Origin of the sequence: Actinoplanes sp. HUAS TT8 (assembly GCF_051380535.1) — a bacterium.
Lineage (GTDB): Bacteria > Actinomycetota > Actinomycetes > Mycobacteriales > Micromonosporaceae > Actinoplanes.
In genome coordinates this window covers 7,121,848-7,134,246 of the sequence record NZ_CP195646.1, presented here as the reverse complement: position 1 = coordinate 7,134,246, position 12,399 = coordinate 7,121,848, and the positions used below count along the sequence as shown (strand labels likewise).

9 protein-coding genes are annotated in these 12,399 nt (G+C 71.4%); 5 read left to right on the top strand and 4 right to left on the bottom strand.

Annotated features, from left to right (window positions below):
* The 3 genes from ACSHV8_RS31475 (at position 1) to ACSHV8_RS31465 (ending at position 5,868) form a co-directional block, all read left to right on the top strand.
* Complete coding sequence (locus ACSHV8_RS31475; protein ID WP_436521617.1) at positions 1-1,635, top strand: bifunctional 3'-5' exonuclease/DNA polymerase; 1,635 nt, start codon at positions 1-3, stop codon at positions 1,633-1,635.
* A gap of 117 nt (positions 1,636-1,752) precedes the next feature.
* Positions 1,753-5,352 (top strand): methionine synthase, encoded by a 3,600-nt coding sequence (gene metH / locus ACSHV8_RS31470; protein WP_436521615.1) that lies wholly within the window; start codon positions 1,753-1,755, stop codon positions 5,350-5,352.
* A gap of 18 nt (positions 5,353-5,370) precedes the next feature.
* Complete coding sequence (locus ACSHV8_RS31465) at positions 5,371-5,868, top strand: gluconokinase (RefSeq protein WP_436521613.1); 498 nt, start codon at positions 5,371-5,373, stop codon at positions 5,866-5,868.
* An 11-nt stretch (positions 5,869-5,879) separates the two neighbouring features.
* Here the strand turns inward: ACSHV8_RS31465 and ACSHV8_RS31460 are convergent, their stop codons facing one another.
* Both ACSHV8_RS31460 and ACSHV8_RS31455 read right to left on the bottom strand, forming a co-directional pair.
* The gene (locus ACSHV8_RS31460; RefSeq protein WP_221326610.1) at positions 5,880-6,704 is read right to left on the bottom strand and encodes a metal-dependent hydrolase; all 825 of its coding nucleotides are present in this window, start codon (positions 6,702-6,704) and stop codon (positions 5,880-5,882) included.
* 109 nt (positions 6,705-6,813) lie between these two features.
* The gene (locus ACSHV8_RS31455) at positions 6,814-7,257 is read right to left on the bottom strand and encodes a DUF1707 domain-containing protein (protein ID WP_436521610.1); all 444 of its coding nucleotides are present in this window, start codon (positions 7,255-7,257) and stop codon (positions 6,814-6,816) included.
* Positions 7,258-7,478: 221 nt separating this feature from the next.
* On the opposite strand from ACSHV8_RS31455, the gene ACSHV8_RS31450 reads away from it, so the two are divergent.
* Together ACSHV8_RS31450 and ACSHV8_RS31445 are read left to right on the top strand one after the other, a co-directional pair.
* The gene (locus tag ACSHV8_RS31450; protein WP_436521608.1) at positions 7,479-8,873 is read left to right on the top strand and encodes a sensor histidine kinase; all 1,395 of its coding nucleotides are present in this window, start codon (positions 7,479-7,481) and stop codon (positions 8,871-8,873) included.
* A complete protein-coding gene (locus ACSHV8_RS31445) occupies positions 8,870-9,541 on the top strand; it encodes a response regulator (RefSeq protein ID WP_436521606.1) in 672 nt (223 codons plus the stop codon). Before ACSHV8_RS31450 ends, ACSHV8_RS31445 begins: the two co-directional genes overlap by 4 nt.
* A 283-nt stretch (positions 9,542-9,824) precedes the next feature.
* Here ACSHV8_RS31445 and ACSHV8_RS31440 read toward each other — a convergent pair whose 3' ends face one another.
* Positions 9,825-10,310 (bottom strand): NUDIX hydrolase, encoded by a 486-nt coding sequence (locus tag ACSHV8_RS31440; protein WP_436521604.1) that lies wholly within the window; start codon positions 10,308-10,310, stop codon positions 9,825-9,827.
* Positions 10,311-10,920: 610 nt separating this feature from the next.
* Complete coding sequence (locus tag ACSHV8_RS31435) at positions 10,921-12,399, bottom strand: GGDEF domain-containing protein (RefSeq protein WP_436521602.1); 1,479 nt, start codon at positions 12,397-12,399, stop codon at positions 10,921-10,923.

The following is a 12,399-nucleotide window of genomic DNA, read 5'->3' as shown; positions in this document are numbered from 1 at the left end:
GTGCTCGTAGCGGTTCTCCCTGACGGTCGGCTGCAGGATCTGCGTGCCGACGGGCGGCCGGTCGGAGCGCCTCACCAGGCGCCCGACCTGCCGGCGGCGATCGCTGCGCGTGAGGCCGCCGAGCAGCCGCGCTGGGTGTGGCCGGCCACCGCCGACGTCTACCCCGCGCTGCTGCGCGCCGGCGTCCGGGTCGCACGCTGTCACGACCTCGAACTGACCGAGGCGCTGCTGCTCGGGCACGCCGGTCGCTGGGGTGAGCCACGGGGGCTCGCCGCGGTGACCGCACGGTTGCACGGCCGGCCGGTTCCGCCCGATCACGCGCGTCCCGACGCCGAGCCGCCCGGTTTCAGCCAGGGCGCGCTCTTCGAGGCGGCCACACCCAACAAGATCAACATCGAAGACCTGCTTGAGGCGTACGGCGATCAGCAGCGCCGCCTGGCCGAGACCGAGCACCCGGGCCGCTTCCGGATGCTGGTGGCCGCCGAGTCGGCCGGCGCTCTGGTCGCCGCCGAGATGGGGCACACCGGTTTCCCCTGGCGCGCCGACGTGCACGACCAGGTGCTGCGCGAGCTGCTCGGCCCGCCCCAGCCGATGGGCCCGCCGCGCCGCCTGGCCGAGCTGACCGCCGAGATCAACCAGGCGTTCGGCACCGACGGCCTGCATCCGGACCTGCCGGCCGAGGTGGTCCGCGCGTTCGCCCGGGCCGGCATCCAGATCCCGAACACCCGCCGCTGGGTGCTGCGCCAGGTCGACCACCCGGCGGTCCGCCCGCTGCTGGAGTTCAAGGAGCTCTACCGGATCTGGACGGCCAACGGCTGGACCTGGCTCGACTCCTGGGTGCGGGACGGCCGTTTCCACGCCGAGTACGTGCCGGGCGGGGTCGTCTCCGGCCGCTGGGGTGCCCGGGGCGGCGGTGCCCTGCAGGTGCCCAAGGTGATCCGCCGCGCGGCGGTGGCCGATCCGGGCTGGCGGTTCGTGGTCGCCGACGCCGGCCAGCTCGAACCCCGCGTCCTGGCCGCGGTCTCGGGCGACCGGGGGATGGCCCGGGCCGCGGCCGAGAGTGACCTCTACGCCGCGCTGGCCAAGAACTCGTTCGGCGGCGACCGGGGCAAGGCCAAGATCGCCCTGATCGGCGCCATGTACGGGCAGACCGGCGGCGACGCGCTCCCGGCCCTGGCCGTGCTCCGGCGGCACTACCCGACCGCGTTCGACTACGTCGAGCAGGCCGCCCGGGTCGGGGAGAACGGCGGGCTGGTCCGCTCCTGGCTGGGCCGCACCTGCCCACCGGCGTCCGGGCCGCGCGACGCCGGGCTGGATCCACCCGATGAGGTGGCACCGCCACCCGGACGGGCGAGGGGACGATTCACCCGGAACTTCGTGATCCAGGCCACCGCCGCCGAGTGGGCGCTGATCCTGCTGGCCACCCTGCGCACCGCGCTGGCCGGCACCCGCGCCGAGCTCGTCCTGTTCGTGCACGACGAGGTCGTCGTGCACTGCCCCGCTGAGCAGGCCGAACAGGTGGCCGAGACGGTCCGGGAGTGTGCCGCCCGAGCCGGACGGATGCTTTTCGGCGACACCGAGGTGCGGTTCCCGCTGGACGTCTCAGAGGTTGGTTCCTACGCCGACGCGAAGTAAGAACGCGGGTAAAGTTGTTGCTCCGGCCGAGAGGCGCTGCAGCGGGCCCACCCGTCACGCTCGACCGGTGATACACCCGAAACAAGGGCGCCTCCGACTTCTCTCGGAGGTGTACCCGTGACTCAGACCGTCACCACGCTGCGCGAACTCCTCACCGAGCGGGTCCTGGTGCTGGACGGCGCCGCCGGCACGCTGCTGCAGGGGGCCCGGCTCACCCCGGCCGACTACCGCGCCGACGTCATCCCGGCGGACCACGAGCAGGACGTCACCGGCGACCCCGACCTGCTGAACCTGACCCGGCCCGACGTGATCCTGGACATGCACCGGCAGTACCTCGCGGCCGGCGCCGACATCGTCACGACGAACACGTTCACCGCGACCACCATCGCCCAGGCCGACTACGGGCTGGAGCACCTGGTGCCCGCGATGAACCGGGCCGCCGCGCGGCTGGCCCGGCAGGCCACCGACGAGGCCGAGGCGGCCGACGGGCGGCGCCGGTTCGTGGCCGGCAACGTCGGCCCGCTGAACGTGACGCTGTCGCTGTCACCCAAGGTCGACGACCCGGCCTACCGGGCCGTCACCTTCGATCAGGTCAAGACCTCGTACGCGCAGCAGATCTCGGCGCTCGCCGAAGGCGGCGTCGACCTCATCATGATCGAGACCGTTTTCGACACGCTGAACGCCAAGGCGGCCATCGCGGCAGCCCACGAGGTCGCCCCCGAGCTGCCGCTCTGGGTCTCGGTCACCATCGTCGACCTCTCCGGCCGCACGCTCTCCGGGCAGACCGTGGAGGCCTTCTGGCGCTCCATCGAGCGCGCCCACCCGCTGGTCGTCGGCCTGAACTGCGCGCTCGGCGCGACCGAGGCCCGCCCGCACGTGGCCGAGCTGGCCCGCCTCTCGGACACGTTCGTCGCCGCCCACCCGAACGCCGGCCTGCCCAACGCGTTCGGCGGCTACGACCAGACGCCCGAGGAGACCGGCGCGCTGATCGGCGAGTTCGCCGACTCGGGCCTGGTCAACATCGTCGGCGGCTGCTGCGGCACCACCCCGGCCCACATCGCCCAGGTCGCCGCCGCGGTGGCCGGTACCGCCCCGCGGGTCATCGCCCCGCCGGCCGCGACCACCCGGTTCAGCGGCCTGGAGCCGTTCGCGATCGGCCCGGACACCGGCTTCGTCATGATCGGCGAGCGCACCAACGTGACCGGCTCGGCCAAGTTCCGCCGGCTCATCGAGGCCGACGACTACCAGGCCGCCGTCGACGTCGCCCTGGACCAGGTCCGCGGCGGCGCCAACCTGCTCGACGTGAACATGGACGCCGACCTGCTGGACAGCGAGCGGGCGATGACCACGTTCCTCAACCTGATCGCGACCGAGCCCGAGGTGGCCCGGATCCCGATCATGATCGACAGCTCGAAGTGGGACGTGCTCGAGGCCGGCCTCAAGTGCGTGCAGGGCAAGGGCGTGGTCAACTCGATCAGCCTCAAGGAGGGCGAGGAGCCGTTCCTGGCCCACGCCCGCCGGATCCGGGACTTCGGTGCCGGCGTCGTGGTCATGGCCTTCGACGAGCTGGGCCAGGCCGACACCGCCGACCGCAAGGTCGAGATCTGCGGACGCGCCTACGACCTGCTGGTCGGCGACGGCTTCGACCCGACCGACATCATCTTCGACCCGAACGTGCTCGCCGTGGCCACCGGCATCGCCGAGCACAACGGGTACGCCAAGGCGTTCCTGGACGCCCTCCCGCGGATCAAGCAGCGCTGCCCGGGCGCCCGCACCAGCGGCGGCATCTCCAACCTGTCGTTCGCGTTCCGCGGCAACGACGTGGTCCGCGAGGCCATGCACTCGGCCTTCCTGCTCTACGCGGTCCGGGCCGGTCTCGACATGGGCATCGTCAACGCCGGTCAGCTCGCCGTCTACCAGGACATCCCGGCCGACCTGCTGGAGCTGGTCGAGGACGTGCTCTTCGACCGCCGGGAGGACGCCACCGATCGCCTGGTCACCTTCGCCTCCACGGTCACCGGCAGCGGCGCCAAGCGCGAGATCGACCTGTCCTGGCGCGAGACGACGGTCGAGGAGCGGCTCTCGCATGCGCTGGTGCACGGCATCGTCGACTTCATCGAGGCCGACACCGAGGAGGCCCGGCTCAAGCTGCCCCGGGCGCTCGACGTGATCGAGGGCCCGCTGATGGACGGCATGGGCATCGTCGGCGACCTGTTCGGCTCCGGCAAGATGTTCCTGCCCCAGGTGGTCAAGAGCGCCCGGGTGATGAAGCGCTCGGTCGCCTACCTGCTGCCGTACATGGAGAAGGACAAGGCCGAGGGCGCCCGCGGCCAGGGCAAGGTCGTGCTGGCCACGGTCAAGGGCGACGTCCACGACATCGGCAAGAACATCGTCGGCGTGGTCCTGGGCTGCAACAACTACGAGGTCATCGACCTCGGCGTGATGGTCCCGACCGCCAAGATCCTGGACACCGCGATCGCCGAGGGGGCCGACGCGATCGGGCTCTCCGGCCTGATCACGCCGTCGCTGGACGAGATGGTCGCGGTCGGCGCCGAGATGCAGCGCCGCGGGCTCAAGCTGCCGCTGCTGATCGGCGGCGCGACCACGTCCAAGCAGCACACGGCGGTGCGCATCGCCCCGGCCTACGACGGCTCCACGGTCCACGTCCTGGACGCCTCCCGCGTCGTCGGCGTCGTCTCCGACCTGCTCGACGCCGACCGGTCGCTGAAGCTGGACGAGGCGAACCGGGCCGAGCAGGAGCGCCTGCGCGAGCAGCACGAGAAGCGGCACTCCCAGCCGCTGCTCACGCTGGCCCAGGCCCGGGCCAACGCCGAGCGCGTCGACTTCACCGAGCTGCCCACGCCGGTCTTCACCGGCGTCCGCGAGGTGCAGCCGACCATCGCCGAGCTGCGCGAGATGATCGACTGGCAGTTCCTCTTCCTGGCCTGGGAGCTGAAGGGGAAGTACCCGGCGATCCTCAAGGAGCCGGTCGCCCAGGAACTGTTCGACGACGCCAACGCGATGCTCGACCAGATCATCGCGGACGGGTCGTTCCAGGCCCGCGGCCTCTACGCGTTCTGGCCCGCGCACAGCGACGGCGACGACATCGTGCTGGAGAACGGGCGGAGCTTCCCGATGCTGCGCCAGCAGACCGAGAAGCCGGCCGGCCGGGCCAACCGCTGCCTGGCCGACTACATCGCCCCGGCCGGGGACCACCTGGGCGGCTTCGCGGTCGCCATCCACGGCGCCGAGAAGCTCGCGGCCAAGTACGAGGCCGAGCACGACGACTACAAGGCCATCATGGTCAAGGCCCTGGCCGACCGGCTGGCCGAGGCGTTCGCGGAGTACCTGCACCTCAAGGCCCGCCGCGACTGGTTCGAGCCGGGCTCGCAGCCCAAGCTGGAGGACCTGCACGCCGAGCGGTTCCGCGGCATCCGCCCGGCCCTGGGCTACCCGGCCAGCCCCGACCACAGCGAGAAGAAGGACCTGTTCCAGCTGCTCGACACCAGCCGGATCGGGGTGGCGCTGACCGAGTCGTTCGCGATGACCCCGGCCGCGGCGGTCAGCGGCCTGATCTTCGCCCACCCGGACGCGAAGTACTTCACCGTCGGACGACTGGGTAAGGATCAGGTCGAGGACTACGCGGCCCGGCGTGGCATGCCGGTCGGCGAGGTGGAACGCTGGCTGCGGCCGAACCTGGCCTACTCGATCGACTGACCTACAGGGGGAACACGGATGGTGCCGATCGTGGTCATGGGCGTCGCGGGATGCGGCAAGAGCACGATCGGCCAGGCCCTGGCGGTGCGGCTCGGTGTGCCGTACGCGGAAGCCGATGATTTTCATCCACCGGCGAACGTGGCCAAGATGCACGGCGGGGTGCCGCTCACCGACGAGGACCGCGCGCCCTGGCTCGAAGCGATCGCGCGGAAGATCGCCGAAGCCGGGGACGGCGGCCTGGTGGTGAGCTGCTCGGCGCTCAAAAGGGTGTACCGGGACGTGCTGCGCGGCGGGAATCAGCAGGCCTTCTTCGTGCACCTGGTGCTGACCCCGGAAGTGGCGACCGCCCGGGTGAGCGGGCGGTCGGGTCACTTCATGCCGGGCACTCTGGTGGCTTCGCAGTTCGCCATCCTGGAACCGCTGGCCCCGGAGGAGAGCGGCGTGGGCATCGACGCGACGCTGCCCGTGGACCGGATCGTCGAGAAGGTGCTGGCGCGGCTCGTCCGTACCGAATAATCGGTTTCAAGTTATTTAGAGGCCCACACGTCGAGGTGGAGGCGCTCCAGCAGGATCGGGGCGAACAGGCCGATCAGCGACACGAACGAGATGATCGTGAACGCCGTGGTCAGGATGACCGTCTCGGTCTTGCCGCCGACCTTCACCGCGAACTGGTTCGGGATGCCGATCATGCGCCACATCCGGCCGCGGCCGGTCGGAATCGGCCAGAAGATCGGCACGCCGTTCTTCGTGATCATGTCGCCGAGCAGGTGCACCACACAGCCGGCGCCGACCGCGAAGCCGAGCAGCGGATAACCGCGGTCACCGGGCAGGTTGGCCGCGGTGAACCAGGCGATGCCGGCCGACGCGAGCGTGACGATCAGCCAGCCGGCCTTCTCGGCCCACTTCTCGAACAGCCCGCGCAGCGCCAGGCCGGCCATGAAGAAGATGATGCCGACCACCGCCCACTTGCCGTAGTGCGCGGCCAGCGCGGTCGTGCCCCAGCCGATCAGCGCGGCGAACGGCAGCGTGTGCGTGAACGTGCGGTGCCCGTGGTCCCGCTTCGGGTCCCGGCTCTGCCTGGTCGCGGTGTAGATGCCGAGCGAGATCTTCTCGATCACCTCGGCCACGAACAGCGAGATCACGCCGAAGGTCCGGGCCACGGTGGCGCCGCCCTGGTTGGTGGTCACCTTCCCGGACAGATCGAAATCGGGCAGCAGCGCGCCACCGGCGGCCATCGCGGTGCCCACGCCGATCATCAGCGGCGTCTGGTGATAATCAGCGAACTGATCGAGCGCCCAGCTGCCGGCCAGCCAGGCGGCCGCCCCCGACAGTGCGTGCGACGGACCCATCATGTGCGTCGTCCCTCCCCGAACAAACTGCGACACTCTCGCAGAGCGTGGGACGAAGATCAACGACCGGGACGTCGAGGACGCAGTGGAGTCGGCCACCCGACAGTTCGGGCTAGTGCCGCAGGTGCATCCGGTGCGAGTACCGGAACTCGTAGCGACCCCACCGGGCGTGCCGGATCAGGCCCGTGACCAGGAAGAAGATGGGGATCAAGGGCCAGAAGAAGTGGGCCCCGGACAGGACCCATAGTCCGATCAGGACACCCGCGACGATCATGATGAAACTGGCATGCCGCTGCAGGGACCGGCGTGTCGCGGCCCGGCGGTGCGGCATCCGGGCCAGCGCCTGCCGCCCGGCGAACGGCAGATCGTGGGTCAGCCGGTCCAACTCGTCGCGGTACTTCGCGCCGTACGCGGTGGTCAGTCGCTCCTCGCCCTCGTCCAGACTCAGTCGCCCCTCGGCCATCGCGGCGCGCAGGACCTCGGCGATCTCCTCGCGCTCGGTGTCGGAGGTCCGCAGCCGGGCCGGCCCGGACCAGGTGGGATTCTCGGGATGCACGATGTCCTCCTCGACGTTTTCCTGCTCCCCAGGGTCCGCGCCGGGTTCGGCCCCGACGTCGGCCCGGCGGCGCATTCGTCCGCGGTGCTTTCCACGATCAAGACCCCTTGCGCGTACGTCCGTGGGCGTACCCGGCGTGGCGGCGTACGCCCGTGGTCGTACGTGGGGTTCCTGACTCAGGGCCGATGCCGGGGGCGCTGTGGTGACGTAGTTTCGGCGGCATGAGGGAGCGAGTCCGGAGGCCGTCGTCATTCGACGAACCCTCCACCGACGCGGGCCCGGCCCCTCACTGGCGGCACCGGGTCCGGCAGGCCCATCGTGGCTGGCCGTCCAACGCGGTGATCGTGACCACGGTCATCCAGATGATCGCCACCAACGTCCTGTCCAGCCACGAGCGGCTGCTCCGGCCCTGGGACAACCTCACCACCCTGCTGCTCCTGGCCGGGCCGGTGACACTCTTCTGGCGGCGCCGCGCCCCGCTCAGCGTCTTCCTGGCCGCCTCGGCCGCGTCGATCCTCCTCACCACCCACCTGGCGTTCCACGCCGTGTACGCCGCACCCGCCTTCGTGGCGCTCTACTCCCTGGCCCGCACCGGTCGCCGCCAGACCGCGCTGATCGGCGCCGCCACCGTCTGGGCGATCTGGCTGGGCGTGACCCTCGGGCTGGCCGGGCCGCTCGGCCTCGACCCGTCGGTGCAACCCAAGACCGGGCAGGCCTGCCTGGTCGCCACCGGCCTCGGGCTGGTCATCCTGCTCGGCGGCGCCGCCCGCATCCGCGCGGAGAACTACGCCGAACAGGCCAAGGCCCGCGCCGAACAGGCCCGGGCCCGCGCCGAGCAGGAACGCCGGCAGGCCTCCGAGGAACGACTACGGATCGCCCGCGAACTGCACGACGTGCTCGGCCACCACCTGTCACTGATCAACGTGCAGGCCGGCGTCGGGCTGCACCTCATGGACCAGCGGCCCGAACAAGCCCGCGAGGCGCTGACCGCGATCAAGAGCGCCAGCGCGGAAGCGTTGCGCGAGGTCCGGTCGGTGCTCGGCGTGCTGCGCACCGAGGGCGAGGCCGCCCCGCGCCAGCCGGTCCTCGGGCTGAAGACGTTGAACGAGCTCACGGCGACGGCCGGCATCCCGGTCCGGACCACCGTCACCGGGGAGCCGCGGGAACTGCCGGCCGAGGTGGACCGGGCGGCCTATCGGATCGTGCAGGAGGCGCTGACCAACGTGCGCCGGCATGCCGGGCCGCAACCCGAGGCGGATGTGGCCGTGGGGTATCTGCCGGCGGCGCTCTACCTGTCCGTGCGCAACGCCGGCCCGGCCGCGGCCGAGCCGGTGCCACCGCCCGCCTCCCCGGCCCCGCCCGCTTCCCCGGCATCTGCGTCCACGCCGTCCGTCCCGGCCTCGCCGGATTCGGACAAAGGCAGTGGCATAGCGGGGATGCGTGCGCGAGCCGAGAGTCTGGGCGGGCGACTGGAGGCGGGACGGCCCCCTACCGGGGGTTTCCTGGTCACGGTGATCCTGCCGACCAGGCCGCCGCCCGAGGCCGCCGAGCCGCTCCATCCGCCGGATGACAGCGGTGCCGACATTACGGACGTTACATCGGAGGGGGAGAAATGATCTCGGTGGTGCTGGCGGACGATCAGGCGCTGGTCCGGGCCGGATTCCGCGCGTTGCTCGACGCCGAACCGGACATCCAGGTCGTCGGCGAAGCCGCGGACGGCGTCCAGGCCGTGACCCTGGTCCGGGCCACCCGGCCCGACGTCGTCCTCATGGACATCCGGATGCCCGGCGTCGACGGGCTGGAAGCCACCAAACGGATCGCCGCCGACCCGGCCTGCGCCAACACCCGGGTCGTCATCCTGACCACGTTCGAACTGGACGAATACGTGTTCGAAGCCCTGCGCACCGGCGCCTCCGGCTTCCTCGTCAAGGACACCGAGCCGGTCGAGCTGATCCGCGGCGTCCGCGCCGTCGCCGCCGGCGACGGCCTCCTGTCCCCGAGCGTCACCCGGCGCGTCATCGGCGAATTCGCCGGCTCCGGCACCGGCCGCCGCCCCGAACCACCCCGCGAACTGGACCAGCTCACCGACCGCGAACGCGAAGTCATGGCCCTGGTCGCCGAAGGCCTCTCCAACGACGAGATCGCCGCCCGGCTGGTGATCAGCCCGGCCACCGCCAAGACCCACGTCAGCCGCACGATGATCAAACTGGGGGCGCGGGACCGGGCGCAGCTGGTCGTCTACGCCTACGAGGCCGGCCTGATCCGCCCCGGCTGGCTGGCCTGACCCGCGGCCTGCTCGACCCGCGGCCTGCTCGACCCCGGGCCTATTCGACCCGCGGCCTGCTCGACCCCGCGGCCTGCTCGACCCCGTGCCTGCTCCACCCCGCCGGGTGGCCCCACCCCGTCCCGGCCCCGCGTTGGCCCCGCTGCGGCCGGGTGGCCCGGCCTCGCGTCGGCCCCGCCCTAACCGGGTGGCCCGGCTCCGGGACGGCTGGCCGGTCTGGGGGCCGGCGGTGGTTCCTTCGAGCCCGGCGGGTGGCGCTGGTCTCTGTGTGCCTGGCGGGCGGTCAGAAACCGCCCTCGCCCGGGGCGGCGAAGTACGGCGGGGCGTCATCCTCCAGGGCGAGCGCCAGCATGCGGTGAGTGAACTGATCCAGTTCGGGCAGGGAGTCCAGAGGGAACCAGGACACCTCCAGTGACTCGCTGTCGTTGACCCGGGCCTCGCCACCGACCGCCCGGCACCGGAAGAACATGTTGACCATCTGGCAGTGGTCACCGTTCATGTACGTGACCTCGTGCGCCACCACCCCGGCCAGCCGTTCGATCTTCACCTGGACCGCGGTCTCCTCCTCGACCTCCCGCACGATCGCGTCGGCCGGCTGCTCACCCGGATCCATCAGCCCGGCGATCAGATTCCACTTCGCGTTGTCGCTGCGCTGATGCAGCAGCACTTCCCCACGATCGTTCACCACGATCGCCGCCACGGTCGGAAACATGATCAGTTCATGGCCGACCCGGTCACGCAGGTTCCGGACATACTCAGAGGCAGGCATGCCCCGAACCTATCCACGACCGGTTGCCACGGCGTGAACATGCCCCGCGACCACCAGTTCGCGCCCCTCCCACCCCCACCCGACACACCCCCACACGCCCCCACCCACCGGCCAGGAGCCCCGAGCCGCCCGGCGGCCCATCGCACCCCAGCCGAGCGACCCCAGCCAACGCGTGTATCGAGCCCGGGAAACAGCACTGAGCGCCAGCCGCGCAGCCCGGGCTGGCACTCAGTGCTGCCGCGCGGCCGGTTTCGGGCCGTCAGTGCCAGCCGCCCGGCCCGGGCTGGTGCTGAGTGCTGCCGCGCGGCCGGTTTCGGGCCGTCAGTGCCAGCCGCGCGGCCCGGGCTGGTGCTCAGTGCTGTCTCGTGGCCGGTTTTGAGCCGTCAGCGCCAGCTGCGCGGCTTGGGCTGGCGCAGAGTGCTGTCTCGCGGCCGGTTTTGAGCCGTCAGCGCCAGCCGGGCAAGCCGAGCTGGTGCTAGCCAACCACCAGAGGCCCCGGGGGATCGTCGGGCGGTGCATGACCGCTGGGTGGTGGATGGCGGTCGAGCGGTGGGCGACCGTTGGCTGGTGGCTGGTGGGGACGGTGGTGAGGGATGGGGGACGGGTGGGGTCAGGTTCGGGTGGGGGTTGGGGTGTGGAGGTCGGGGGCGACCACCGCCCGGTTCCGCCCGGCCGACTTGGCGGCGTAGAGCGCCTGATCAGCCGCCCGCAGCAACTCTGCCGGGTCGGTGGCGGGGCTGAGGGAGGCGGCGGCGCCGACGGACGCGGTGACGGTGATCAGGGCCTGGTCGGTGACGGCGATGGGCAGGTCGGCGATGGCCATCCGGGTTCGTTCGGCGATCTGGGGGAGTTCGCCGGCGGTGACGTGCGGGATCAGCGCGATGAACTCTTCGCCGCCGTAGCGGGCGAGCAGGGCGCCGGCGCGGGCGCCGGCGGCGAGGCGTTGGGCGAGTTCGCGGAGGACGCGGTCGCCGCCCGGGTGGCCGTACGTGTCGTTGATTCTTTTGAAGTGATCGATGTCGATCATGAGCAGGCCGAGGCCGTAGCCGGCCCGGGCGGCGCGGCGGCACTCGGTGACCAGGGCTTCTTCGAAGTAGCGGCGGTTGTGGACGCCGGTCAGCCCGTCGGTGTCGGCGGCCCGGCGCTGGGCCGCGACCAGGCCGGCCATGCGGGCCAGGACGAGCAGGAACATGATCGCGCAGGCGATGCTGGTGAGCGGGATGTTCAGGGGCAGCCCGGCCAGGTGTTCGGCGAGTTGCAGGCCCGGCACCATGAGGACGGCGCAGGTGAGCATGGTGAGCCGGGCCGGGGTGGCGTCGGGCGCGGAGATCTGGCTGCGCGAGTCGAAGTCGCGCATGCTCGGGTGCAGCGCGCAGGCGGCGATCAGGCCGAGCGAGATCACCCACACGCCGCCCGTGAACGGTTCGGTGGCGTTCTCCCCACCGAGAAGACCCACGATGGCGTACGCGGTGTCGGCCCCGAACATCAGCAGCAGGTACCCGAAGAGCAGGTTGAGCGACGGCGTGCGCCCACCGGAGCGCAGCAGCAGCCGGACGGCCAGGATCAGGAGCATCAGATCCAGGATCGGGTACGCGACCTCGGTCAGTTTCGCCGAGAAGGTCAGGTCGGAGTCCCGCGCGACCGGTTCGACGAAGAATTCCCAGGTGAGGAGTCCGGCGCTGATCGCCACGACGAGCGCGTCGATTCCGGTGGCGAGGTCCCAGCCGGGGGTGCGCCGCCGGATGAAGATCAGTACGGCGGCGCCGGCCAGGACCGTGCTGCTCAGGTAGAGCAGGTCGCTCGGGGTGGGCTCGGTCATCGTGCCGGTGGACCAGATGTCGAAGCTGTACAGCACGTCGGCCACGGCGTAGCAGAACTGTCCGAGGGCCAGGACGATCCAGCCGGCCGGGCGGGCCGGCCGGTTCAGCAGGATCCCGATCACGATCATGATCGGGGTGCTGCAGGTGACCGTCGTGTACGCGAGTTCGTAGGCCAGGTACGGGAGACCGGCCAGCTGTCCCGCGCAGCGGATCAGCGCGCAGACGGCGACGACGACGAGCCACAGCCGCCAGGGCCGAATCCGATCCAT